Source organism: Pirellulales bacterium, assembly GCA_035939775.1.
GTDB lineage: Bacteria > Planctomycetota > Planctomycetia > Pirellulales > DATAWG01 > DASZFO01.
In genome coordinates this window covers 14,445-40,434 of sequence record DASZFO010000095.1, presented here as the reverse complement: position 1 = coordinate 40,434, position 25,990 = coordinate 14,445, and the positions used below count along the sequence as shown (strand labels likewise).

Here is a 25,990-nt window from a genome sequence, read left to right as displayed (position 1 = left end):
GAAGGCGAGTGCGGTGGGCTTATCGAGCGACGCGATCTTGATTGCCTTCACGCCCGTCTTGCCGTCTTGCCGCGTCGCGTCGAGCCGATAGAGGCCGCCCTCCTTGGGATCGCTCCAGGCCAGATCGACCGCGTAGAGATTGCCGGAATGCGGGCAGTAGGCCAGACCCATGACGTCACTGAGCCCGGTCCGCATGGTAAGCAGCAGCTTGCCGTTCTTAGGATTATAGAACGAGATCGAGCTGTCGTGCGGCTTGTCGAACGGGCCGCTTTCGCCGACGACCAATTCGCCGCGCTTACTTACGGTCAATCCGGTCGGCCCGGCGCCGGCCGCTATCGCTTTGGTTTTGATCAGTGATTTGAGATCGGCGGCCTTACCGTTGTTGTCGAGCACGAACGCGCGAGAGACCCAGCCGGGCGAGTCGCCGCCGCGCGAGGTGACGAAGATGGCGTTCGGCATGGTCGCGACGCCGTAGAAGAATCCTTCGTTCGTCTGATCGTCCGCGCCGGCAGGAATCGGACCCAGCGTTTGGCGGGCGTCGTCGGCCTTGAGCGGCTTGTCGGCAGGCGGCAACGGATAGATCTTCAGGAGATCATGCCCCGCGCCGGTCCCGCCGCCGCCGACTGCAAACGTCATTCGATCGATGAACGCGATCCCGAGCGGGCCGACTTGGAAGCCAAGTCCTCCCGGCGCCGCGGCCACCGCGAAGCCGGTCACGACCGGCGTTACGGCACCCGGCTTGTCAGTCAGCATCCGCACAACCTGCCCCGCGCCGCTTTCCGAGATGAACAGCTCATTGGTGCCGGGGCGATTGACGACCGCCGCGGGATTGTCCAAGCCATTGAGAACCGTCGTAGTTTTGATCGTAGGTGGCTCGGCGGCGATTCCTCGCGTCGTCGATCGCACGACGGATAAACACGACGCGAGAGAGAGCGCCAGGGCAATTCGAAACTTCATAATGGCGTTCCGAGTTTCCTGCGAACGCCTAACAAATCCGGCTGGGAGAAGGGGACAGTCCTCGTTTTGCTCCGCCGACCATCGCGGCGATGGTGCCCGCGCAAAAGGGGGACAGTCCCCGCCGGATTTGTTAGGCGTTCTAAGTCACTATAGTCTCGCGGGAATGCTCGAATCCCGAAATCTTGTCTTCGTGCGCGAGCGTCAAGCCGATATCGTCCAGCCCGTTAAGCAGGCAATTACGCCGGAACGCTTCGATTTCGAATGCCAGCGAAAGACCATGTTCGTCCGTCAACCGGCACGATTCGAGATCGGCCGTCAGGGCATATCGTGGGAACTTCGCCGCTCGGCCGAACAGGTCATTCACCGTCGCATCGTCGAGTCGAATTGGCAGGATGCCGTTCTTGAAGCAGTTGTTGTAAAAGATGTCGGCGAAGCTCGGGGCGATCAACACGCGGAAGCCATAATCGGCCAGCGCCCACGGGGCATGTTCGCGGCTCGATCCGCAGCCAAAATTCCGCCGCGCCAGGAGCACGCTCGCCCCGCGGTATTCGGGCCGATTCAGCTCAAACTCGGGATTGTCCGAGCCGTCGTCGTGAAACCGCCAATCGAAAAACAGGAATTGCCCGAAGCCCGTCCGTTCGATTCGCTTGAGGAATTGCTTGGGAATGATCTGGTCCGTATCGACGCTGGCGCGATCCATCGGAGCGACGAGGCCGGTATGTTTGACGAAAGGCTGCATGGGGAGTTCCAAGTGGCAAGTGGCAAGTGACAAGTGGCAAAACGGCTTGGGTGCCATGCCCACGGCTCGGCGTGGGCATGCATGGCGTTGGCGCATGGCCACTCAGAGCAGTGGCCATGGCACCCGTCAAATCAGGTTTGAAGCTCCGCTATTTGCTATTTGCAAGTGGCAAGCCGGGTGCCGTAAGGCCCCGGATTCAGATGCGTTTACTCCTTGAACTCCCAATCGCGAATATCGACGAAGTGGCCGGCGACGGCGGCGGCGGCGGCCATGGCGGGCGAGACCAAATGCGTGCGGCCCCCCTTGCCCTGCCGTCCCTCGAAGTTGCGATTGCTCGTCGAGGCGCAGCGCTGACCGGGTTTCAAGATGTCGGGGTTCATGCCAAGGCACATGCTGCATCCGGCCTCGCGCCAATCGAACCCGGCGCTGCGGAAGACTCGGTCGAGTCCCTCTGCTTCGGCTTGCTGCTTCACTTGGCCGCTCCCCGGCACGACCATCGCCTCGACCGTGCTGGCGACGCGATAACCGCGGACGACCGCCGCCGCCGCCCGCAGATCCTCAATCCGGCTGTTCGTGCACGAGCCGATGAAAACGCGATCGACGTTGATCGACGTGATCGGCCGGCCCGGCTTGAGGTCCATATACTCAAGCGCCCGCGCCGCAGTCTTTCGTTCATCGTCCGAGGAAAACTTCGCGGGATCGGGCACCGCCGTATTGACGGGCGCGACTTGCCCCGGATTCGTGCCCCAAGTGACTTGCGGCGTGATATCCGCGGCCTGGAAAACTTGGACGCGGTCGTAAATCGCCCCCGCGTCGCTCGGGAGTTTTTCCCATTGAGCTACCGCGGCATCGAATCGCTGCGGAGCAAATTCGCGGCCGCGGAGATAGTCGTACGTCGTCTGATCGGGTGCAATCATGCCGGCCCTTGCGCCCGCCTCGATCGACATGTTGCATATCGTCAGCCGCTCGGCCATCGACAGCCCACGGATCGTGCTGCCCGTATACTCGATCACGAAACCCGTGCCGCCATCGGTGGTGATTTGGCCGATCAAGTAAAGGATCAAATCCTTCGCCGTAACCCCGCGCGGCAGCCGGCCGTCAATTCGCAGCTCGAACGTCTTAGGGCGCGATTGCAGCAGCGTCTGTGTGGCCAAGACGTGCTCGACCTCGCTCGTGCCGATGCCGAAGGCCAAGGCCCCAAGCGCCCCATGAGTGGCCGTGTGGCTGTCGCCGCAGACGATCGTCATGCCCGGCTGCGTCAAGCCGAGTTCCGGGCCGATGATGTGAACGATCCCTTGCTTGGCGTCGTTGAGATCGTAAAGGCGGATGCCGAATTCCCGGCAGTTATTTCGCAGTGTGTCGATCTGCTGTTTTGAAATTGGATCGGCGATCGGCAGACTGCGATCCGTGGTGGGGATATTGTGGTCGGCCGTGGCGATCGTTCGCTCCGGGCGGCGAATCGGGCGGCCCGCCAGCCGCAGCCCCTCGAAAGCTTGGGCGCTGGTGACTTCATGCACCAGATGCAGATCGATGTAGAGGATCGCCTGCTTACCATGTTCGGCATGCACCACGTGGGCATCCCAAATCTTCTCGAACATCGTCCGCGGTTTATTGGAAGCTGTCGCCATCGAATCGCACGCCACTATAGTAAGTTCGATAAGGGGATTGAGGAGCGGTGGGGGCCAATACAATAATATAGCCGCGAATCGCCCTCCAGGGCAGGGCTAGGGCAATTCCCGGCGGCGTAGATTCGGCGCTCCCTCCTACGGTCCTCCCTCCATGATGCTCGCCAAATTCAAGATGCATCGGAACAGTCCTTATGCCGCTTGGCGGCGCGGAATGCGATTGCGGCTTTGCGGATGGTCCTCGATCGCGCTTTATCTGGCGGTCGCCCTTGGATTTTCTTTTCCGCTGCCGCGGATGGCGTTCGAGGCGGTTCAGAAGGACAAGAGCCAGCCATTTCCCTGCATGAATTCGCCTTGCGGCTGCAAGGACGCCGAGCAGTGCTGGCGGCATTGCTGCTGTCATACGCTGGCCGAGCGGCTCGAATGGGCGCGGGAGAATCACGTTCAGCCCCCGGATTACGTGCTGGCTGAAGCCAAAGCGCAGGGCATCGATTGGCGTGCCGGGCCGCAGCGCGATTGCTGTGCGGACCACGATTGCTGCGCGGAACACGATACGACGTGCTGCTGCTGCCACGACCGCGCTACGAAAACGGAGAACCACGACAGCGACGCCGACCACGAGACCGACGGCTCGCACGATCAAGATCGATCGTCGGCGCCCGGCGTCGTGCTGATCAAGGCGCTCGAGTGCCAAGGAATCGCGAGCAACTGGTCGGCCGCGATCGTATCGCTGGCCCCACCTCCCGCCGTGCGTTGGACGGCAGTTTGGAATCCGACCGGGCAAATCATCAACCCCCGCGATTGCGTCTCTTCCTTCTCGGCCCAGCCGCCGACTCCTCCTCCGCGCTCGATGGCCATCTGAAGCGCCGTTGTGTGACGGCAATTCGGATCTTGGTAGAGAACGCTGTGCGTGCCGGGCGTCAATGTCGCAGCGGCTTCGGCAAGCACAGCGTGCCCTACGCTGCCGTCTCGATTGTTGGCAGCCTTTTGTGAGGGAGGTGCGTCCGTGCGCAAACGCCGCGCGTTTACGCTGGTCGAACTCTTGGTGGTGATCGCCATCATTGGAGTGTTGATCGGTCTGTTGCTCCCGGCGATCCAGTCGGCGCGCGAGGCCGCGCGCCGCACGAATTGCTCGAGCAACATGCACCAGTTGGGGCTTGGCATCACGCAATTCGCCAACGCGCATAACGGGAACTTTCCGTTCACATACCATGCCGGGAACAGCAAGTCGTGGATCGTAACCGTCGCGCCGTATTTGGAAAGCGTCGACAAGGTGCGATTGTGTCCCGACGATCCGTTGGGCGAGCAGCGCGTGTTGGCCAATGCCAACGGCATCCGCGGCACGAGCTACGTCATTAACGAATATGTCGCCTACCAGACGCTCGACGGCAAGTCGGTCCTCAACATCAACAAGATGAAGGAAACACATCGGCTCATCGTGTTGTTCGAAGGAGCGAATTCAGGCCGCGCAGCCCAGGACGACCACGTTCACACTTCGGAGTGGTATGCGCCTGGCGACATTGCCAACGGCGCGGTTTGGGACACGATGATCGCCGAAATGAATCCCAACCAGCATGGAGACAGCGCGAATTATCTCTACGCGGACGGACACGCGGAGACGGTGTCGCAGGACACTGTGTACGGCTGGGTGCTGAAGGATATCGCTAATCATACGAATTACGCTCAGCCGATTCGGTAGCCTTTACGGTTCGAGCCAATTTGCGACGTTTTGAATGAACCTCCAAGGGAAAACATCGATGAAAACGAATTCACTTTGGATCGTATTGCTGATGTTCAGTTTATGGGCCGGCCCCGCCTGGGGGCATGGATTCAGCCTGATTCCCAATTCCTCCACCAGCCCGACGTCGTTCAGCATTGTCTCGGCACAACCGGTCTTGGACAACGATCCGAACAATCCAACGCCCGGACCAAACAATCTGTTCCTCGATCAGTTCAACGGCACGGCCAACAGCGACGGAAGCTACCCGACCGACGAGGGTTTTGCAGCGATCGTTGGGCCGCAGCCGGCTCACAGCGCAGCGACTTTTCACATTCTCAGTCCGCTTTACTTCTCCGACGGTACGGGACCGGCCGCACCAGCGTCCTCAGGCACCTACTTGCACATTTATGATCGCTTCGCCGGCAACTCCGACGGACAGCATCCCGGCGCTTCGGCGGGGGATGTTGACGTGTCGGGGAGCACGTCGCGCCTTCCCGGCGTTGGCGTGTCGCTGATGGACTTTCACGAGCTGGAAAAAGACCTTTACATCGCCAGCGGCTCGAGCCAAGCAAACGGCGAATATGGATTTGCATTCTACGTCAGCGCCACTTTCGCCAATGGAATGGTGACGACCGGGCCGCTGGTCGACATATTCGCGACCGACATTGGCGCCGGCGGCGGTTTCGCCACCAACGCCGATCCGTTCGCGTTGCAGGATCCCGCGACGTTGGCGATTTTCCGCGCCGCGGTGCCTGAACCCTCGGCGTTTGTGCTTTGCGCGATCTGCCTCGCGGCGCTCGGCGCCTTCTTGTATTGCAACGCAATCCGTTCAGTTTCTTGAGGAACGGCCTATGAAAATCAATGTCTTTGGGATGTTTGCGGCGATACTCGTTGCGACGGCCAATTGCGCTTGGGGCCACGGATTTGGCCTGTCGCTTGAAAGCGATTCGCAAGGCAACGCGGTCGTAATCGCTCCAGCCTCGGAGTCAACGATCCTCGACGGAAACGGAAATGCGATCGGTCCGCAGAATCTATTCGTCTCCGCCTTCAGCGGCACCGCCTCGTCCGATGGGAGCTATGGGGTCATTCACGGATTTGCTTATGCCACTGGCGCCTGGCCGAGCTACACCGCCACTTACAATATCCTCAGCCCGTTGTTCTTCTCCGACGGCACGGGGACAGGTCCAACGGCGACCGTGCCGGCGTCCTCCGGCACTTACATGGCCGTGTATGATCGGGACGTCGGCCTCTATCCGGGCGCAGCGCCCGGCACCGTGCAATTCACTGGCGGAATCGCTGGCGTCGGACCGTTCGTGCCCGGCTATGGCGTGTCGCTGTTCGATCCGCATGAGCTGCAGAAGAAGTTGTATTTTGGCGCCGCGTCCACTCAATACTACGGCGAATACGGTTTCTCATACGAAGTGTCCGTCACGCTCGCTGGCGGCCAAAAGTTAACAACCGGCCCGTTGATCGATGTGTTCGCCACCGACATCGGCACCAGTGGCTTCTACTCCAACGCGCCGATCTTACAGCAGAACGCGGCGACGATGGCGATCTACTCCGCCGCGATCGCCGTTCCCGAGTCGTGGAATTACAACGGCAGCGGCAGCTACAGCGACGGAACGAAATGGTATCAAACAATTCCCAACGGCTTGGGCTTCACTGCGGCGTTCGGCGGTGGAGCAACTACGGCGGTGAACGGTCCCATGGCGTCTGTGACCATCGACCGAGCCGTCTACGCCGGCACGTTGATTTTCGACAATGCGACGACGAGCTACACGTTGGCGGCTGACGGCGTGGATGGCCACGGAATCGTTCTCAACAATAACGGCGTCGGGGCGGCCGTGAACGTGAACTCCGGCAATCATATGATCTCGGCGAATCTGACGTTGGCCGATATGGAAGGAACGGTATTCACGATCGCGCCAGGGAGCACCCTGACGATCAGCGGCGCATTTGCGACAAGCGGGGCGAATCCAACTGTGGCCCTGAACGGATCGGGAACGCTTCGGATCACCAGCCCGCCAACGTTCGTCGCGAACACATCCATTCAAGTCAACGGTGGAAAACTGAAATTCAGCGCCGCCAGCGGCTCGGCGACTATCGGAAACGGCGTCACGCTGACAGTCGCTTCCGGCGCTACGCTCGAATTGGCTGGCTCGATCTCGGCGCTCTCGTCTGCGGTCAACATTGCAAACAACAGCACTCAAGCGTCCGGAGGCGGGCTGATCGTTAGCGGCACGAACCAGCAGGCCGGCAACATCAACGGCGCCGGCGACCTCGTGATCAACGCCGGCGGAAACCTGACTGCCAGCCAAGTCATGCAGAATTCGATCGTAATCGGCGGGACGGCGTCCGCCCCGGCGATGCTGACGATTTCCGCGTCGGATACCGGCGCCGCCAATCTGATTCTTGCTGGTTCGCTCAGCCCGCGCGGCCCCTTTGCCGCCGGGAGCGAGGATTCGGTACTCGTGCTCAGCGATCAACGCAACGCAGACGATGTGTCGTCCGGTTCGTCGCCGGTAATATCGCTCGACAAAATTGTCAGCGATGATTCGACGAACGTCCCTGAACCGTCAACGCTCCTGCTGGCCTCGCTCGCGCCTATTGTCGCATCCGCCTTTCGCGGACTAACCGGCGGTCGCCGCAAGGCGCGGGGCGATGCGCGAGCGGCACCATAATCCGAGGACAACGCCAAAGATCGCGTGGGCGCTGGCAGTCAAGAAAAGGAACCAGCCGTTCAGCGGCAGGCCGAAGAACTTGGCGTAAGGAGTTGTCAGCAGAATCGCCTCAACACACAAGGCCCACGCAACGGCGCCCCAAAACAGGGTTCGCCGATTCGGGCGTACCACCATCGCCAGAAACATGATCCCGAGCGCCGCGCCGTTGGAGAAATGATACGTCCACCCGAGCCATTGCGCGAGCGACGACGCCTGGTCATCCACTCCGGCGCCCAGCAGCAGATTGCCGAACTTGCCGAACACCTTGAATAGCGGTGCTCCGCCGAGCACGAACGGCAGGCGATAGAGATCGTAGGCAATTGCCGCGACGATGCCGCCGATCGCCCCCTGCACAATCCACACCCGCGGCCCTGCCGACGGCCAACCACGATCGAACCAGGCCAGCGCGATCAGCACGAACGTCGCCGGCGGCAGAATCCAGCAGCCAAACCAGTGCATCGACCACAAGGAGTAGAACTGCCCGAGCAAACACGCGAACGACAGCGAGGCTAACAGAAACACAATGCCGCGGGTTTTCAGTCGTGTCGGCATGTCGGAATTCTTTGAAGAACTGAATTGAATTGCGTGCCATGATTTTACATAGCCTGTAGTGGAGCTTCAAAGCTGTTTTGAGACGTTGGGTGCCATGCCCACGGCTCGGCGCCGGCATGAGCCGCATCGGCATGGCCACTCAGAGCAGTGGCCATGGCACCCGTCAATTCAGAATTGAAGCCCGCTAGTCTGCAAGCGAGCTGTTCGTTCGAGAAGCAGTGACGAGAGCCACCGAAGCAATCAAGCGGCTCGCCGTCGCGGTTCCATGCCCAACGATTGAATCTCGGCGAGCGGCATTGGTCTCCAAGCGGCGTCCAGATCGCTCGCTTTCGAGAGCAGCACGATCGCGTTTGCGGCGAGCATCCGCGGCAGGAAGAACCAGATTCGACCGAGCGTTTCGAGTGGCTGAACTAATGAGATAACGACCAGTTCGTTGCCCGATAGGGCATTGGCGACTCGCGCGAAGGCCTCCTGGGCGTCGCTGGGGACCAAATGAATACGGGCGCCGGTGCCGCGCAGCACTCGGTAGGCCTGCTTTAGAGTCATCCCTTTATCGGAATCCGTTGGCCGTGCCTCGAACCAATCGATCCCAACATACCGCACGGCATCGGGGTGATACCGCTGAGCCAGCGAAATCATTCGCAACGTGCGCTGCCCACCTCCGATCCCTATCTCCACGATCTTGCGCACCTTACGCTTGCGAATCGTGCGGTAGAGAATGCGATCGCCGGAAGGCTGGGAAAAATAGGCCAGCCAGAGAGCCGTTAGGCCATTTGCAGCAGACAATTGACCTCTCCCCGCCAGCCGCGCCAGAGGTGTTGATGCGGTCCCTCTGTCAGTTTCGGCCGGAGGCGGGCTGAGAGTTGAGTGGGCGTCTGGCGAACGACAAGGATTACAAATCAGGCAATCGAGCGACTCATTCGTGGTCTAGTGCTTTGTCATTTGGATTTTGGGATTCGAGTTTTAGTAGCGGTGGATTCCAGCCGCCGCTACGAAAAACGCCCAACCCTAAAATCAAGCTGTGACAAAGCACTAGTCTACTTGATCGCGGCCGTCTTCGGAGTCGCCGGCAGCAGCTCCTCCGTGAATCGGGCGACGTAGTGCATCGAACTGTCGCCCCCCGAAAAGCCGAGTACGCGTTCATCCAGATCGGTCCGCTGGCTGAGAATTCGCCCGGCGTCGAGGTCGAAGCGGATGTGCCCCTTCGACAGCCGCTGGATAAGCTGAACGCGAATCTTCGGGTTGCTCACCGGGGTGAGGATCTGCGTTTCGACGGCAATCGTCGCCACGCCGCCTTCGACATTCTCCAATTCGTAACGCTGCCGGGTCTGAATCGCCTTGCTCGCGCCGTCGTCGAGCGCCACGTTCACCTCGACGGGCAAGCTCCACACCTGGCCGATCGGCTCCGGCTCGTCGGGCAATTTGGGAAGCAGCACGCTGCCGCTGTTGTCGGCAACCGAGCGGACCTGCTTCTCTTCGCGCTTGAGCACGTTGCCCGACGGGCTGATCGTCACCGCGCTCAGCACCTTGCCGATCGACTTGGCCACGTCTTCATATCCCAAGGGCGCCGCGCTGTCGGTCAAGCTATTGTAGCGCACCTCCTGCCGGCCGGACATTTGATTGCGCATGTCCACATTTTCCACCAGATGCTCGAAGGTCATCGTCCCCGCGGGATCGACGCGGACGACTCGCCAGAGCTTGGTCGAATAACTCGTCATCTCGGTCTTCTGCGTCGAGCCGGCGATGGTGGTTTCAATCGTCGCGAGATGAGTGACTTTCGCGCGGATTTCTTCCCCCTCGCGAAATCTGTATTGTAGGAGATACTTCGGCAAATCTTTTTTCGCTGCCGATTCGACCGCCGGCTTCTGAGCCGGCTTGTCGGCCGATTGGCCAACATTCGGAGTGACGAAGAGGGCTAACGCCACCAGCGGAACGAACGAGAGTTTCATTGCCTCGCATCCTTTCGAGCCAACAAGCGTGTCTGAATTCGTGTCAATCCGCGTTCACCCGTGGCCACCTCACGGCTCGCCACGGCGGCGGATAATGCTCCCGCCCCAGCCCAGCTTTTCGCGCAGTGTGCGGTAGTAGCCGTGGCCGCTGGCCTCCACCAATTTGAACTGCGGGCGAGCCCGCTCGATCCGAATCCGATCGTTCGGCTCGAGGCCCGTCATTAACCGGCCATCGACCACCACCGCGGTCCCCTCGAGCGGCCGTGGTACGATCAATTCATACACTCGGTCGGCCGAATCGACCACCGGCCGGTTCGTCAGCGTGTGCGGGCTGATCGGCGAGATCACAAACGCCTGCAAATCCTTCCGCAGGATCGGGCCTCCCGAAGAAAGATTGTGGGCCGTCGATCCGACCGGAGTGCTGACGATCAAACCGTCGCAACTATAGGTAGTTACCAATTCCGCGTCAACGTAAAGATGGATGTCGACAATGCCAAACGGAGGGCCGCCGATGATCGCCACCTCGTTCAACCCCAACTGCTTCTCAAGCACCTTTTCTCCGCGAATCAATGAGCATTCAAACATCAAATGCTCGACGACGCGGAACTTCCCGGCCGCCACTCCCGGAAGCACGTCGACGAATTCCTCGGGCGTAAGGTCTGCCAGAAAACCCAACTTTCCTAGGTTCACGCCGATCACCGGCAACTGGCGATAAGCCATCTGCTTGGCGGCCCGCAGGATCGCGCCGTCTCCACCAAGCACGATCGCGAACTCCGCCTCGACCTGCGAGAGATCCTTATACTCGCCCAAGTCGGTCAGGACGATCTCGGCATGAAGTTCGATGAGCGGCTGGAGCCGCACGAACTCGGCTTGCACGATGTCCGGTTGGCCGTACCCAAGCACAATCAGCCGCGGCCGCCGCGCGGCGGAAGTAGCTGACGGGGAACTCGCCGCTTGGTTTGCCCTAGCGTTCATATCGGCGATGATAGGGGATGCCGCTCGCGCGGGGCAAGAGGAAGGCGGTTTGGATAGGCTCAGCTCGGGTTGGAGAGTAAAATAAAAGCGCTGTGATCGAGACGTTTTCCCGGAGGAGCAAGAGATGGCTACATTGGTCACCGATCCGTTTGTGGAGCAACAGATTCTTGCAGAGCGCGCGGAATTGGGCACCGACCGCTATGATGAAGTCTGGGAGGGAACCTATATGATGACGCCGCTGCCGAATCTGGAACATCAACGGCTCGTCATGCGGCTCGCCGCGATTCTTGAGAACTCCATCGGACAGACCGGCCTTGGCGATGTTTTTCCGGGCGCGAATGTGAGCGACCGAGAGGAGGGCTGGAAGCAGAATTTTCGCGGCCCCGAAGTCGTGGTTCTGCTGAAGGGTGGCCGCGCTAAGGATTGCGACACCCATCTTTGCGGCGGTCCAGACTTCTTGATTGAGATTACCAGCCCTCACGATCATAGCCGCGAGAAGCTGGTCTTCTATGGCAAGATCGGCGTGCGCGAGTTGATGCTAATCGATCGCGAACCGTGGAGCTTAGAGCTATACCAACTGAAGGACGGCGAACTGCGGTTGGCGGGCAAATCACGATTAGACGAATCGGCAGTGCTGACCAGCGCGGTCGTGCCGCTCTCGTTTCGCCTGATTCCCGGCAAAAGCCGTCCGCAGATCGAAGTCACGCATCGCGATGGTAAACAGCGCTGGATCGTGTAGCGCCTCGCAGCCGAATGCTGTCTACGAGCGATTCAGCTAACCCTGCGCTGCGCGGCATTCTTGAAGGCGCCCGCCTCGTCAACCAGACTACGGCAGGATTGGGCGATGCCCGCGGCGTCGAGCCCGAGATCGGCCAGCAGCTCGCCGCGCTCGCCGTGCTCGATGAACCGATCGGGGATGCCCAGCCGGCGAACGTGCGCGGCGCTGATGCCCGCTTCGGCGACGGCCTCCAAGACGGCGCTGCCGAATCCGCCGGCCAGCGCGCCTTCTTCGACGGTTAGCACTGCGGGCGACGTCTCGATCGCCCGCAGCATCGTTGCCGTGTCGAGCGGCTTTACGAAACGGGCATTGACCACGCCGAAATCCAGCCCTTCTTCGCGAAGCGTGGCCGCCGCCTTGAGACAGTTCCCCAGCAGCGTTCCGCAGGCGATGATTGTGCCGTCGCTTCCCCAATGCAGTGCTTCGGCGCGCCCCAATTCGATCGGCGTCCGGCGGTTGGCCATTTCCTCGACCGTCGCCTTGGGATAGCGGATCGACACGGGCGCGTCGTGGGCCAGAGCGAACTCGAGCATCTTCGCCAGATCATCCTCATCGCCCGGCGCCATGACGACGAGATTCGGAAACAGCCGCATGTAGCCGAGATCGAAAACGCCGTGGTGCGTTGGACCATCCGGACCGGTCAGCCCCGCCCGATCGAGCATGAACGTGACCGGCAGGTTTTGCAGCGCCACCTCTTGAAACACTTGATCGAAGCTCCGCTGCAAGAAGGTGCTGTAGATATCGACGATCGGCCGCACTCCGGCCTTAGCCTGGCCGGCGGCAAACGCCACCGTGTGCGATTCGCAAATCGCCGTGTCAAAGAACCGATCGGGAAACTCCGCGCGCACGGCTTCGAGCTTGTTCCCCTGACACATCGCCGCGGTCAGCACGGTGACGCGCGGGTTCGTGCGCATCTGCTGGCCGATGGCTTCGCTGGCCGCGTCGGTGTAGCTCCGCGATTTGCTTGCCGCGATCGAAACGATCGCCTCTTCCTCGCGCTCGAATGGCGCAGGCGTGTGGAAGAAGACGGGGTCGTCTGAAGCCGGCTTGAAGCCGTGCCCCTTTTCGGTGACGACGTGCAACAGCACTGGCCCCTCGGCATCCTTCACCATCTTCAGGTATTTGCGCAGGTGCGGAATGCTATGCCCATCCACCGGGCCGAAATAGCGGAAGCCGAGGCTTTCGAACAGCATCCCTCCATGCAGCCCGATCTTGATCGTTTCCTTCACCTTGGCCAGCATTCGTTCGGCGGGAGCGCCGACGAGCGGCAGTTTCTTGAGCAGCTCGACCACCTCGTGCTTCAAGCCGGTGTAAATGCGGTTCGTCCGCAGTTGATCGAGATAATCGGCCACGCTCCCCACCCGCGGGCAGATCGACATTTGGTTGTCGTTCAAGATCACGAGCAGCTTTTTCTTCGGCCCGCCGGAGTTGTTCAGGGCCTCGAACACGATGCCGCTGGGCAACGCCCCGTCGCCGATCACGGCCACGGCGTGCCGATCCTTTTCGCCGAGCAACTCGTCGCCGCTCCGCAGGCCGAGCACTGTCGAAACGCTGCAGCCGGCGTGTCCCGTCATGAACAGGTCGTAATCGCTTTCGCGCGGATTCGGATAACCCATCAGGCCGCCCTTGGTGCGAATCGTGTTGAAATCGCGATAGCGGCCGGTGATCAGCTTGTGAGGGTAAATCTGATGGCCGGTGTCCCAGATCAATCGGTCGCGGCTGAAATCGAACATCGTGTGCAAGGCCAGGCAGAGTTCAACGACGCCCAGGTTCGAGGCGAAATGGGCCGTGCGATGGCTCATTACAATGCAAAGCGCTTCGCGCATCTCGCCGGCCAACTGCGTCAACTCGGCCAATGACAGGCCTTGCAGGTCGCGAGGGGATTCAATCTTCGGCAAAATCGCGGGCATCAACGATTCCTTTCCAGCACAAATCGAGCTAGGGCCTCGAGCCGTTCCGCCGCGGCGCCAAATGGAGCCAGCTCGCCGCATGCTTCGTCGATCAATCGCTCCGCGCGGCGGCGACTCTCTTCCACGCCCAGCAACCGCGGAAAAGTCAGCTTGCCGTGACCAGAATCTTTGTCAACTCGCTTGCCGGCTGCGGCCTCATCGCCTTGCACGTCCAGCAGATCGTCGGCGATCTGGAACGCCAGCCCCAGCTTTCGGCCATACTCCTCCAATGCGTTGCACTGCGCAGGCCCGGCGCGCGCGACGAGCGACCCCAATCGCATGGATACGACAAACATAGCCCCGGTCTTGCGGCGATGGATCGATTCGAGCGCAGCGACATCAAGTCGCTCGCCGTTTGATTCAGCGGCCGCCGCGAGGTCATCCGCCTGTCCGCCGACCAGGGCCGTCGCTCCCGCTGCCTCGGCCAGCGCGGCCATGCAGGCCACCGCGGTTTCCGCCGGCCGAATGCCACGAGCCAGCGTCTCAAACGCCAAGGCCAGCAAGGCGTCGCCAACCAGGATCGCGTTCGCTTCGCCAAAAACCTTATGGCACGTCGGACGTCCGCGGCGGAGGTCATCGTCGTCCATGGCAGGCAAGTCGTCGTGAACCAGTGAATACGTATGCACCATCTCGACCGCACAGGCGGCCGGCATTGCTGCCTCAGCATGACAACCGCAAGCCTCGGCGCTCCATAACACGAGCGTCGGCCGCAATCGCTTGCCGGGGGCCAGCAAACAGTAGCGAATCGCCTCAGCCAGCCGCGGGGGGCAGCCGTCCGACAATTGCGTCAACCGGTCCAGAGCCGAATCGACCAAAGCGCGCGTCTCAGCCAGCGCGGCGGAGAGAGGACAAGCAGTCGTAGCGGCGCGGTGGGCCATGCTCGGTGTGAAGCACAAAGGAGGCAGAACCAGCGAACGAGACCCGTTAGCCGGTTCGCTTGTCTTCGACCCTGAGGCTCAGACCGAAGGGCGAACCGGTGAACCCTTGATTCTAAAACAGACCGCCGGGTGCGTCCACGCCGCTAGCTCCGGCCGGTGGCTCCGCCGGTTCGACCGGCGCCGCCTTCGCTGACGAAGCGCTGCGTCGGCGGGTGCGGGGCGCCCCTTGCTGCTCGCGCTCGGCTGAGGCCGTGTCGTCGAACGGCTCTGTCACCGGATTGCCCGAGGCATCGGCGCCGACGAGCAACTCAATTCGCCGCTCCGCCTTTTCCAACAAACCATAGCATTGCCGCAGCAACCGAACCCCCTCTTCATAGCGGTTCAGCGACTCGGCAAGCCCGGTTTGCCCCTCCTCCAATTCGTGGACGATCGTTTCGATCCGAGCCAGGGCCGACTCAAAGCTCAACGGCTGTTCTGGGGATGATGAATTCGGCGTATCAGTCATGGATCATTGCATTTCGGTGCGGGTCGAATTGTAGGGTCTCTCACTTACAACCCTTTCCACTCGGCTGACCGCTCGACCTCTGGCAAATCGCGTCTCGATTTGCTCGCCGGCTGACAGCATCGCCGCGTCTTCGACCAGTCTGCCGTCGTCCATGCGCGTCGTCAAACTGTAACCGCGCGCCAACACACCGAGCGGGCTGAGCGATTCCAATCGCCCGGCGAGCGCCGCGGCCTGCTGCCGCGCCCGCGCCAAACCGCTCCGCACGGCGCGCGAGGAGCGAGCTTCCCATTGATCCAATTGTCGCCCCAGATCGTGTAGGCGGTCAAACGGTTTGCGGAGCACGCGCCGCACGGCATGACCGTCGAGCCTCGTCCGCGCGTCCGCGACCCGCCCGCGCAATGCAGCCGCCAGCCGCTTGTGTTGGCTCGTCAAGCCCGCCAGCACTTCTTCAATCGCCGGCACGACCCGCTCGGCCGCCTCGCTCGGCGTCAGCGCCCGCAGATCGGCCACCAGATCGGCGAGCGTCACGTCGATCTCATGCCCGACGGCCGAGACGACGGGAATCCGCGAGGCATGAATCGCCCGCACCACCGGCTCTTCGTTGAATGCCCACAGATCTTCGAGGCTCCCCCCGCCGCGGCCGACCACCAGCACGTCGATCGGCTGCGCGAGCCGATTCACGGCGGCGATCGCGCGGGCGATCTCCTCCGCCGCGCCAATCCCCTGCACGCGGACCGGCACGATCAGCACGTCCGCCCCGCGCCACCGCCGGCGCAGCACCTGCAAGAAATCGCGCACTGCCGCCCCGGTCGGGCTGGTGACAAACGCAATCCGCCGCGGAAACGCCGGCAGCGGCCGCTTGCGAGCCGCCGCAAACAGCCCTTCGCGCTCCAGCTTCTCGCGCAACTTCCGCAGGGCCTGCTCCAGCGCCCCGAGCCCCTTCGGCTGAATCTCTTCGATGACCAGTTGATAGGTGCCGCGAGCCGCGTACACATCCAGATGCCCGCGGCAGATCACCTCTAGCCCGTCGTGCAAATCGCAGCGGACGGTTGCCGCGATGTTGCGCCAGATCACAGCCCGCACCTGGGATTCGTCGTCCTTGAGCGTCAAATAGCAATGCCCCGACTGCGGTCGCGAGAAGTTCGAAATCTCTCCGCTGACCCAAACCAGCGGAAAACTCCCCTCGACGACCTCCTTCACCAACAACGTCAGAGCCGAAACCGTCAGCACCGGCTGCGATTCTTGCCGATCGAAAGTGGCGGGCATAGCACTCATTCGCGCCAATCATAGCGGCGAGGCGGCGGATAGAAAAGCTGGTCGGTTCGCGATATGGACTGACTCGCATGCCAATGGTAATCTTGATTGAAGTAAGAATTCTTGGAGAACGACGTCATGTCCGTGAACCAAAGCGACCTCGACGGCTTTCATCAGTTCGCAAGCCAAGCGATGGCGCATCGCGAAAAGGATTTCAGGTTGGACGATCTCGTCAAGCAGTGGCATGTCGAGCGCGAGCGCGAAGAGACTATCGCCTCGATCCAGCGCGGCGTCGATGACGCGGGCGCGGGCCGCCTGCAAGATGCCGCCGAAGTCGACGCCACGATCCAAGCCGAGCTTGGCTTTCCCGCCCGCCAGCGATGAATTACCGGCTCAGGAACAGGGAGCGGGAACAGGAAAAGAAATCGGATCGAATTATTAAACGGTTTTGAACCTTTTTTCGCCCGGCGATTGAAACGATGGCAACATACAAAGAAATTGCCGGGTGGGTGAAGGAAGCGTATGGCTTCTCCGCAAAAACTTGCTGGATTGCGCACGTGAAGTCGGATTACCAATTGACTACGCGGCAGACCCCGAATCGGAGATCACCGGGTAAACGCGAGCAGTCTTGCCCAGCGGGCGAAAAACGCCTTGCAATAGAAAACGCCCTTTGTCATTTCAAGATGATCTAGCCTATCCCAGCAACACGATCCTAGGACATTACCGCGCCTAGTCAGGAGCGACCCTGCAATGACCGCGATTCACTTTTTCGCCGACGGCGTGCGACTGAGTGAGGCACAGTTGCCGACCGTTCCGCGCGTCGGCGAGATGATCGCGATGAAAAACCCATTTAGGACATTCCAGGTCGAGCAGGTTGCGTGGGACAAAGTTGACGACGAGGCGATCGCGCGGGTTCACCTTGTGGAAACTCGACATTTTTTCAAAAGTTAAGGGTTTGTCCTTGCATCGCCTTCAAGAGCCATCACCACCGTATCTTATCTCAACTTGACAGTTGGGGCTATTTCCTGCCGGGCCATCCGGCCCTTCATCACGTTTTGGGCGCGATCGGAAATCCTTTTAGGCGCGAGTCATCGCCGCGACTTCATAGTCGTTCACTTTGGGCACAACGAATTCCACGCTCGCGCCGGTCTGCTTGAATTCCGCGTCCGTCTCGGCTCGCAGCAATTGAACTCGGGCGATTTTCGTCCCCTCCGGCACTTCCATCCGCACCGTTTGCGGCCCGATCGGACTGTGCCGGCGGATCCAGCCTTTGTGCAAATTGGGGTTGTTGTAGTTGAGAATGTGAACCGCGAAGCCGGGATCGGTTTCCCAGGCGAACATTTCGACGACGCCTTGGCCGTCCACCGTGACCGGCGATGTTCCGCGCAAAATCCAGCGAATGGAATTCTGGAGCAATTGCGAGACGTCCGTGTTTCCCGATCGCCAGGCGGTCCGCTCGATGTCGCCGGGGAAATAGATCAGCCGGCTCCGGCCTTTTTCTGAAATCACGACGGCCGGCTCGTCCGTATGCGAGACCGGCGCGTAGGCCCTTTCCGGTGGATAGGCCGGGTAGGGGGGCACGACCGTGAGCACGGGCCGGCCCACGGCCTTCACGGGCACCCGATACTCCGCGCCGGGCAATAAACTGGTGTTCTCCAATCCGCCGAGGATTTCGTGTTGCCTTTCGACACGGGCGAAGAACGAATTTCCGTCCGGCCCCTGAATCCCCGCGGCGCGGCGGATGCCAAACAGATCGGCGAGGCCGAAATCGCCGCGGCGTTGGCCGTCGCGGTCGTAGAGGCCGGTTTCGAATGTCGTCAGCAGCGAGCCACCCGCATCGGCGTAGGCCTTCAACTGCTGGCACTGCTGATCGCTGAGCAGCGCGACGTTGGGCAAAATCAGCGCGGAATACTTCTTTAGATTCTCCGGGCCAAGGTCATCTTCGTGGACGAAATCAAAAAAGAATCTGCCTTCGAGCAGCGCGTAATAGAGGCCCTGGATGTACTCCGAGTAGCCGCCGGCTCCGGCCGCGGGCGGTGTGTAAAACGAATTGGGCCGCTGAGCAAACACAACGCCGAGATTGGCGATCGATCGTTTATAGGTGAAATGCTCATCGTGGCGCGCCATCCAGTGGCAGAATCTTCTGCCGGGATCCTGCCAACGATGGTCTTCACCGAGCCCGGTCTGCCCGCCGATCCAGTGGTACCAAATCCGCATTCCGCTGGCGACGGTTTGCGCCAGCCACATTTCGGCCTCGGCGGGTGTTTTCGCGGTATTGCGCCATTTTACTTTTCCGGTGGCCCAAGCGCCGGTGACGTTGGTGATGGTGCGGCCCTTCATCACCGAGCGCGCGACGCGCCCCTGCTGAGCGCAGCCCCAGGCCGGAGTGTCCTCGCCGCCGCGGCCCTGGTTATCGCAGTTGAACCAGAAGCATTGCTCGCCGAGGACTTTGAGGTCGATCAGCGCGCGAACGCCGCCGCCAAGATTGGCGAAATAGAGATTGTCGGGACGCTTCTCCTTGGCGATCGAATCGTAGAGTTTCCATAGCTCGACGGAGCGTTGCGTGTGGCGATCAAGAAACGCCGGCGTTCCAGGGTCCGCTTTTCCCTTGCAGGCTTCGCAATAGCAAGTCGGTAAATCCCCTAGCGGCGGCCAGCCGTTGGTGAACAGCCCATCCACGTCGTAGCGGGAATTTATCTCCCGCATGATGGCCGGCGTCTGCTCGGTGAAATACGTCGAGAACATGCAGGTGTTGAACAAGCCCGGCGCTTCCAGATGCGGCACAAACTTGCCGTCGCGGTCGCGGCGAAACCATTCCGGATGAGCCTTGAGCACCTCTTCCCATTGGAGGTCGGGACTGAATCGCGCAATCACGCGCAGCCCGCGTTTTTTCGCGGCCGAGCAGCAGTCTCCGAATAAATCGCGATTGCCCAGAAACGGCGTTCGGCGATGGAACGGGATGGCCGTCGGATAAAACGCCACCATCCCGGTGACGCTAATCAGGACGGCATCGACTTTCAGATCGGCCCAGTAATCGGCCCAGGCGTTGACATCGAGTTCGAGCGGATCGCGCTCGTTCGCATTCAACTGGCCGACGCGCTTGAGTTTTTGGTGCCAGGGAATGTTGGATGAAGTGCCAGGCGGGCTCGGCTCGGCCGCGCTGAGAATCTGTTCGCCCACGGCCGCGGCGCCGGATAGGATGAGGAATTGTCGCCGATCGATTGCCATGGGATTGCTCCTATGAAGACGCACGGAGGGTACGAAGACCATAAATCTGCGGGATGGAAAAGTTGCCATTCGTGGCTGACACCTTTTCCGCCTCCGAAGAGTTTGTCGACGGTGTTGCAGGAGCGGCATGAGACTGCCCCGCAGCCGCCTGCGGGATTCATATCGCCACCACGGTAATAGAAAGGCCGCTTGCAATAATTCGCAAGCGGCTTTGAGCGGAGCCAGCGGGACACCAATAGAACTTTTCTACGCGGGCGTCAGCCGTTGGGAACACGATACCACGACTGCGGTCCGCAATCTATCTCCCATTGGCGGTAATTCTTCGGCGCACTGGACTTCTCTGTCCGGGCTGATCGCAAGACTTGGCGGCCACGGCGTGATATCTCGTCGCTGTGCCTCGGACGTATCTCGTCTATTGCGAGCACGAACGAACTCATCACGGTAAGGACCAGCGGCTCGTGACGCTTTCTCCCCCACACTGCCTAGTCCAGATCAATTCTTGTTCCTTTCGCGAGCAGCCTGAGCGTCAACCAGGTTGTTACGGGCCTGTGCATAATCGGGCTTGATTTCCAAGGCCTTTTGCAGATGGGCGATGGCCTCGTCGAACTGTCCGCGGTCAGCAAGAAGGACACCGAGGTTATTGTGGGCCTCGGCGTAGTTGGGCTTGAGCTTAAGAGCCTGGCGGTAATGCGCGATGGCGTCGTCGAACCGCCTGCGACCAGCCAGAACGTTGGCGAGGTTGTAGTGCGCCTCCGCATGGTCGGGCTGAATCTCCAGAACCTTTAGGAATTGGCCGATCGCATCGTCGAGCTGCCCGCTGGCTGTCAACGCCAAGCCGAGATTGAACCGGGCCATCAGGTAGTCCGGCTTGATTTGCAAGGCTAAACGGTATTGGGAGATTGCCTCGTCGACCCGTTCTTGGCCGGCCAGCGCGAGGCCGAGGTTGTTGTGGGCCTGAGCATGTTCAGGTTCAAGTTCCAGAACTTTCTTGAAGTGGGCAATGGCCTCGTCGAGTTGTCCCCGAGTAAACAGCACATTGCCGAGGTTGTAGTGGGGCTCCGCATAGTCAGGTTTGATTTCGATGGCCTTTTGGTAATGCACGATGGCTTCGTCAAACTGCCCGTGCCCAGCCAGAACCAGCCCGAGGTTGTTGTGGGCCATCCAGCAATCCGGATTCCTGTCGATCGTTGTCTGATACAGTGTCTCGGCATCGGCGTACATGTGGCTCTGCCGCCAAGTAAGAGCCGCCAACGGCGCCAACAGCCCCAGGCATATCACGGAGCCTATCCAACGAGGACAACCGCATCGTCGAATGAGCGTCACGGCGGTGCCGGCGAACACGGCGCACGGCACGATCATGGCCGCATACTGCCAGTGATCTGTCACCGGCGAGAAACGCATGAAGTAGATGTTCGCAAAACCCAGCACGGGCAACAGCAGTCCGACGTAGCAGACGATCAGCACCAATATCGGTCGGCCATAGGTGACACGTCGCGACCATGCAAAAGCAAGGACCGCCGCCAATAGCGCGCCTGGCAGATACCGTAACGGGCCTTGGTCATCAATCGGTCCGTGCGGATACACGAAACAGAGGTTGAGGGGCCAGATCAGTTTCCAAAAGTAGAACCAGACCGCGCAGCCTGCCGTAGCGGCGCGGTTCAGGAATCCGCCGGAATGCACGTCGCTGTTCGCTCCCACAAGCCCCTGCGACCAAACTTCCATCCCAGTCATAATCAACCCGACCACTACGAACGGGACCACGCGCAGTACATCGCAGCGTCCGATTCGGCGGCGTTGCCACCACGCGCACGCCAGCAACACCACCGGCAAGGTGATCACGATTCCCTTGGCCAGCGTCGACAGTACAAAGGCCGCGAGAGACGCGACCAGCAGCGACCAACCCCCTTGCTTCTCGTGTGCCAGGAACAGGAGCACCGAAACGAGCGCTAGCGCCAGCGAGAGGGCGCCTTTCAACTGCGCGATCCAGGCGACGCTCTCGACATTAACCGGATGCAGCGCGAAGATCGCCGACGCCAGCATCGCGCCGGGAACTCGAAGCCGTAGCAGGATTCGCCACACCAACAGCGCCGAAATCGCGTGCAGCGCGATGTTCACCAGATGGAAGCCAAGCGGGTTCAGGCCCCAAAGTCGATGTTCGAGCCAATAAGCCGTGTAAGTGATGGGCCAGTAGTTGAGGTAACTGCCGGGCAGCCAAACCTTCGCTAACCCACCCGGCTTGAGTACCGGGTTATCCAATAAGTGGGTGTCATCGTCGAAGATGAAATCTCCCTGCCACGCCGGCCGGTAGACCATGAAAAGCGTAACCACAAGGGCGGCAGCAAGGAGCCAGTCCCAGAGCGCCGAAGACTCAGCCGCCTGGGCAAGGTTCTCCGCAGTTGCCAGATTCGCTCCGTGCGGGGCCTCACGAGGTTCAGGCGGTCGAGAAGGCTTAATTTCTTTGCGCTTATGGTTTTGGGGTGGCGACATATTCTTTCACGTTTGGCGCATGGCCCTTGTCAATTCTCAAGCCCCATTTTTCGTTTTGCATTCAACTACCCCACGTCGCCGAGATCGAGAGCCTGGCCGTAGCGCGAGAGGACCATACGGCGGAGTTTTTCGTGTTCCGGTTGTCGCAGGCCGGGGTCGCTGGCGACGAGGCGTTTGGCGTCGTCGCGGGCTTCTTTGGCCACGGTGCTGTCGCGGCCCAAGTCGGCCATTCGAAATGGCGGGAGGCCGTGTTGGCGAGTCCCGAATAGGTTTCCTGGCCCGCGCATTTCGAGATCCAGCTCCGAGAGCCGAAAGCCGTCGGTCGTATCGACGAACGCTTGGAGTCGCTCGATGACTTCCTCGCTCTCGACCTCGGCGAACACGGCGCAATAGCCCGGATGGGCGCCGCGAGAGATTCGCCCGCGCATCTGGTGAAGTTGTGCCAGGCCGAACCGCTCGGCGCCGGCGATCGTCATGAGCGTGGCGTTCGGCACGTCGATGCCGACCTCGACGACGCTCGTGGCCACGAGCACTTGCGTCTGGCCGGCGCGAAATTCCTGCATCGCGGCGTCCTTCTCCTCGGGCGGCATCCGGCCGTGCACCAACCCCAAGCGGAACGCCTCCAATTCGCCGTGAGCCAATTCCTCGAACGTTGCCTCCAGATTGGCTGTCGCGACGGTTTCCGATTCTTCGACCAGCGGTACGACGACAAACGCTTGCCGTCCTTCGCGGAGCTTCTTGCGGAAGAAGTCCCACCATTTCGGCCGCTCCTCGGGACGGACGAGATAGGTGTGGATGTTCTGTCGGCCGGCGGGAAGATCGGCGAGCTTCGAGATGTCGAGATCGCCGTAGAGAGTCATCGTGATGGTCCGCGGGATCGGCGTGGCGGTCATGATCAGACAATGCGGATTCGCGGGCGAGAGGGGGACAGTCCCCTTTTGTTGCGCAACACCCTCACGCCGGCCCTCTCCCGTCGAGGGAGAGGGAGAGATCGCGGACAGTCCCCGGCCGCTCTCGGGATTCGAGCCGGCCTGCCTGAGCATCGCCCGCTGCCGGACGCCGAATTTGTGCTGCTCGTCGATGACGACCAGGCCGAGCTTCGCGAATTCCGCCTCGGAGCGCACGATCGCCTGAGTGCCGACGACCACGTCCAGCTCGCCGCGCCCGATTCGGCCGAGCAACTCCTCGCGGTCGCGGCCGACCAGCGCGCCGGTGAGCAGCCCGATTCTCACGCGGCTTTCGGCAAGCAATTGAGCGAGCGTGCGGGCATGTTGGCGGGCGAGGACTTCGGTCGGCGCCATGAGAACCGCCTGATAGCCGTGCGCCACCGCGAGCAGCATCGCGTACACGGCGACCACCGTCTTGCCGCTGCCGACTTCGCCGTGCAGCAGGCGGTTCATCGGGATCGGGCGATTCATGTCAGCCGCGATTTCACGGATCGCCGCGTCCTGGCCGGCGGTCAGCTCGAAGGGGAACAGCCGGCGAATGCGGGCATCGACTCGCGGCGTCGCCTCCAACTTCGGCGCGCCGGCCTGAGTTTCTTGGCCATGCCGCTTGACGGCCAGCGCGAGTTGCAGGATGAAGAGTTCCTGATACACGAAACGCAGCTGGGCTTGGGCCAAATTCGTCGGATTGGCCGGGAAATGGACTTCGCGCAGCGCCTGTCGCAGCGGCCAGAGATTCTTGGCTTGCAGATACGTCTCGGGAAAGACCTCGTCGAGCAGATCGACATAGGCCTCGAGGGCCTCGCGGACGATGCCGCGCAGGTTCCCCTGCCGCAGCCCTTCGGTGAGCGGATAGATGGGGAGCATTTGCCCCGCGGGGGCCTCTTCATCGGGATCGATCCATTGCACGCGCGGATGGGCCATCTCCCAGCGACCGCCGCGCAGGGCCGCCTTGCCCGAAAGCAGCACGTCTTGGCTGCGGGTGAATTTTTCGCGCATGTACGGCTGATTGAACCATAGGGCCCGCAGGTAGAGGCGATCCTGGCGGATCAGCACGCCGAGCATCGAGCGGCCAATCCCGGTGCTCCGCAGCTCGACCTCCTCGACCACCCCGCGAACGCTCAGCAGCTTGTCTTCCTCGAGATCGGCGATCGACCGCATGTCGGTCAGGTCCTGATAATCGCGGGGGAAGAAGAAGAGCACGTCGCGAGCCGTCTTCAAGCCCAGCCGCTCGAGCAACTCGCCACGCGCCGGCCCGACGCCTTTGATAAACTTCACCGGCGTGGCCAAGAGTTCGGCGGACGTCTTGGCAGGACGATTCGCGGCGGATTGTTGCTCGGCTGGCGACATGAGACTATTCTAACGAATCTGCGGCTTCTTGGTGGTTCCGAAATGTTTGCAGATCTAGTGAGGTGACACGTGACCTTGAGCCGGAAGTTCACTCGCTGTCGGACGCTCGCACTTTGTTATTTCTGCGCTGCGATTCTTCTCATGGCGACGACGCGGCTTGTATCGGCGGCGGACCAACAACCCGAGGAGCAACCGACGAAGGTTGCAAACCCCCATTCGCTTTTCGTCTACATTGGCACTTACACGCATGGGAAGGGCGAACACAGCGCGAGCAAGGGAATTTATACATGCCGGTTCGATCTGGCGACTGGCAAGCTGACGATCGCGGGAGTGACGCCGTCCGTCGAGCCATCGTTTCTGGCGATCGATCCCTCGCGGCGGTTTTTGTATGCCGTGAATGAGATCGAGAACTTCGGCGGCAAGAAGGCCGGTGGAGTGAGCGCGTTTGCGATCGATTTGAAGTCGGGCGAATTGAAGCCGCTCAATCAGCAATCGTCCGAAGGAGGCGGCCCGTGCCATCTGTCCGTCGATAGGCAGGGTAAGCACGTGCTGGTGGCCAACTACGGCGGAGGCAGCCTCGCCGTGCTGCCAATCGAAAAGTATGGCCGGCTCGGCAAGGCGACGGCGTTCGTGCAGCACCAGGGTTCGAGCGTCGATCCCCAGCGGCAAGAAGGTCCGCACGCCCATTCGATAAGCTTAGATGCGGCCAACCACTTCGCACTGGCCGCTGATTTGGGATTGGACAAGTTGTTCGTCTACCGCTTCGACCCCGAAAAAGGCACGCTCACGCCTAACAACGAGCCCTGGGCCAAACTGGCGCGCGGCTCCGGCCCGCGGCATTTTGTGTTTGCGGGAGAGCGGTTCGTCTATGTGATCAACGAAATGGCTTCGACGATCACTGCGTTTGCCTACGATGCCGAGCATGGAACACTCAAGTCATTGCAGACCGTTTCCACGTTGCCGACCGGCTTCTCCGGCAGCAACACCACTGCCGAGATTGAGATTCATCCCTCGGGCCGATTCCTCTATGGCTCGAATCGCGGGCACAACAGCATCGTGACTTTCTCGATCGACCCGACAAGCGGGCTCCTGACCTACGTCGGCCATCAACCGTGCGGCGGCAAGACGCCGCGGAGCTTCGGCATCGATCCGACCGGGACTTATTTGCTCGCGGCGAATCAAGACTCGGACAGCGTCGTCGTGATGCGGATCGACCCCCAGACGGGCAAGCTGACCCCGACGGGCGACACGGTGCAAATCGGTATGCCGGTATGCGTGAAGATGATCCCGGCGCCCGACTGACGGCCCCCACGAAATTTGCGGAGAAATGCTAGAAATCATGCCAAATCTCTGCTAACCTGTGAAAATGCTCCAAGTTGG

At 61.1% G+C, this 25,990-nt stretch carries 21 protein-coding genes and 1 pseudogene; 8 read left to right on the top strand and 14 right to left on the bottom strand.

Translation table 11 applies throughout. The annotated features are described in order from the left end of the window. The 3 genes from VGY55_05765 to leuC form a co-directional block, all read right to left on the bottom strand. A partial coding sequence (locus VGY55_05765; GenBank protein ID HEV2969479.1) for a hypothetical protein occupies positions 1–957 on the bottom strand: 957 nt, incomplete at its 3' end. Between the two features lie 139 nt (positions 958–1,096). After that, a complete protein-coding gene (gene leuD, locus VGY55_05760; GenBank protein HEV2969478.1) occupies positions 1,097–1,696 on the bottom strand; it encodes a 3-isopropylmalate dehydratase small subunit in 600 nt (199 codons plus the stop codon). A 206-nt stretch (positions 1,697–1,902) separates the two neighbouring features. Next, positions 1,903–3,324: a 3-isopropylmalate dehydratase large subunit gene (gene leuC / locus VGY55_05755; GenBank protein HEV2969477.1), complete on the bottom strand. Its 1,422-nt coding sequence runs from the start codon at positions 3,322–3,324 to the stop codon at positions 1,903–1,905. Between the two features lie 151 nt (positions 3,325–3,475). Here leuC and VGY55_05750 point away from each other — a divergent pair, with 151 nt between their 5' ends. The 4 genes and pseudogenes from VGY55_05750 (at position 3,476) to VGY55_05735 (ending at position 7,722) form a co-directional block, all read left to right on the top strand. Continuing rightward, on the top strand, positions 3,476–4,183 hold the full coding sequence (locus tag VGY55_05750; GenBank protein ID HEV2969476.1) for a hypothetical protein: 708 nt from the start codon (positions 3,476–3,478) through the stop codon (positions 4,181–4,183). A 111-nt stretch (positions 4,184–4,294) separates the two neighbouring features. Continuing rightward, positions 4,295–4,582, top strand: a pseudogene (locus tag VGY55_05745) (DUF1559 domain-containing protein). A 496-nt stretch (positions 4,583–5,078) separates the two neighbouring features. After that, positions 5,079–5,882, top strand: a complete 804-nt coding sequence (locus VGY55_05740) for a hypothetical protein (GenBank protein ID HEV2969475.1) — start codon at positions 5,079–5,081, stop codon at positions 5,880–5,882. A 10-nt stretch (positions 5,883–5,892) separates the two neighbouring features. After that, complete coding sequence (locus VGY55_05735) at positions 5,893–7,722, top strand: hypothetical protein (GenBank protein ID HEV2969474.1); 1,830 nt, start codon at positions 5,893–5,895, stop codon at positions 7,720–7,722. On the opposite strand, the gene VGY55_05730 is transcribed toward VGY55_05735, so the two are convergent. The 4 genes from VGY55_05730 to VGY55_05715 form a co-directional block, all read right to left on the bottom strand. Beyond that, positions 7,672–8,313, bottom strand: a complete 642-nt coding sequence (locus tag VGY55_05730; GenBank protein HEV2969473.1) for a hypothetical protein — start codon at positions 8,311–8,313, stop codon at positions 7,672–7,674. The two genes, VGY55_05735 and VGY55_05730, sit on opposite strands and share 51 nt — an antisense overlap. A 240-nt stretch (positions 8,314–8,553) precedes the next feature. Continuing rightward, a complete protein-coding gene (locus VGY55_05725; protein ID HEV2969472.1) occupies positions 8,554–9,099 on the bottom strand; it encodes a hypothetical protein in 546 nt (181 codons plus the stop codon). A gap of 251 nt (positions 9,100–9,350) precedes the next feature. Then, entirely contained in the window at positions 9,351–10,262 is a 912-nt protein-coding gene (locus VGY55_05720) for a hypothetical protein (protein HEV2969471.1), read from the bottom strand. Between the two features lie 69 nt (positions 10,263–10,331). Further along, complete coding sequence (locus VGY55_05715) at positions 10,332–11,237, bottom strand: NAD(+)/NADH kinase (GenBank protein ID HEV2969470.1); 906 nt, start codon at positions 11,235–11,237, stop codon at positions 10,332–10,334. A 124-nt stretch (positions 11,238–11,361) separates the two neighbouring features. On the opposite strand from VGY55_05715, the gene VGY55_05710 reads away from it, so the two are divergent. After that, positions 11,362–11,976 (top strand): Uma2 family endonuclease, encoded by a 615-nt coding sequence (locus VGY55_05710; protein ID HEV2969469.1) that lies wholly within the window; start codon positions 11,362–11,364, stop codon positions 11,974–11,976. A gap of 32 nt (positions 11,977–12,008) precedes the next feature. On the opposite strand, the gene dxs is transcribed toward VGY55_05710, so the two are convergent. The 4 genes from dxs to xseA form a co-directional block, all read right to left on the bottom strand. Next, positions 12,009–13,925 carry a 1-deoxy-D-xylulose-5-phosphate synthase gene (gene dxs / locus VGY55_05705; protein HEV2969468.1) on the bottom strand — a complete coding sequence of 639 codons (1,917 nt, stop codon included), beginning with the start codon at positions 13,923–13,925 and terminating at the stop codon, positions 12,009–12,011. Next, on the bottom strand, positions 13,925–14,842 hold the full coding sequence (locus VGY55_05700; protein ID HEV2969467.1) for a farnesyl diphosphate synthase: 918 nt from the start codon (positions 14,840–14,842) through the stop codon (positions 13,925–13,927). The genes dxs and VGY55_05700 overlap by 1 nt, the downstream gene beginning before the upstream one ends. 112 nt (positions 14,843–14,954) lie before the next feature. Further along, positions 14,955–15,347, bottom strand: a complete 393-nt coding sequence (gene xseB / locus VGY55_05695) for an exodeoxyribonuclease VII small subunit (protein ID HEV2969466.1) — start codon at positions 15,345–15,347, stop codon at positions 14,955–14,957. Positions 15,348–15,350: 3 nt separating this feature from the next. Continuing rightward, positions 15,351–16,622 (bottom strand): exodeoxyribonuclease VII large subunit, encoded by a 1,272-nt coding sequence (xseA, locus tag VGY55_05690; GenBank protein HEV2969465.1) that lies wholly within the window; start codon positions 16,620–16,622, stop codon positions 15,351–15,353. A gap of 117 nt (positions 16,623–16,739) precedes the next feature. On the opposite strand from xseA, the gene VGY55_05685 reads away from it, so the two are divergent. Then, positions 16,740–16,985 (top strand): hypothetical protein, encoded by a 246-nt coding sequence (locus VGY55_05685; GenBank protein ID HEV2969464.1) that lies wholly within the window; start codon positions 16,740–16,742, stop codon positions 16,983–16,985. A gap of 366 nt (positions 16,986–17,351) precedes the next feature. After that, positions 17,352–17,552, top strand: coding sequence for a hypothetical protein (locus VGY55_05680; protein HEV2969463.1), 201 nt, complete (start codon positions 17,352–17,354; stop codon positions 17,550–17,552). A gap of 126 nt (positions 17,553–17,678) precedes the next feature. Here the strand turns inward: VGY55_05680 and VGY55_05675 are convergent, their stop codons facing one another. From VGY55_05675 to recG, 3 genes are all read right to left on the bottom strand, one after another. Next, the gene (locus VGY55_05675) at positions 17,679–19,829 is read right to left on the bottom strand and encodes an alpha-amylase family protein (protein HEV2969462.1); all 2,151 of its coding nucleotides are present in this window, start codon (positions 19,827–19,829) and stop codon (positions 17,679–17,681) included. Between the two features lie 492 nt (positions 19,830–20,321). Beyond that, positions 20,322–22,316, bottom strand: a complete 1,995-nt coding sequence (locus VGY55_05670) for a tetratricopeptide repeat protein (GenBank protein HEV2969461.1) — start codon at positions 22,314–22,316, stop codon at positions 20,322–20,324. Between the two features lie 65 nt (positions 22,317–22,381). Beyond that, the gene (gene recG / locus VGY55_05665) at positions 22,382–24,610 is read right to left on the bottom strand and encodes an ATP-dependent DNA helicase RecG (protein ID HEV2969460.1); all 2,229 of its coding nucleotides are present in this window, start codon (positions 24,608–24,610) and stop codon (positions 22,382–22,384) included. A gap of 141 nt (positions 24,611–24,751) precedes the next feature. On the opposite strand from recG, the gene VGY55_05660 reads away from it, so the two are divergent. Continuing rightward, positions 24,752–25,912, top strand: coding sequence for a lactonase family protein (locus VGY55_05660; protein HEV2969459.1), 1,161 nt, complete (start codon positions 24,752–24,754; stop codon positions 25,910–25,912). Positions 25,913–25,990 lie beyond the last annotated feature (78 nt).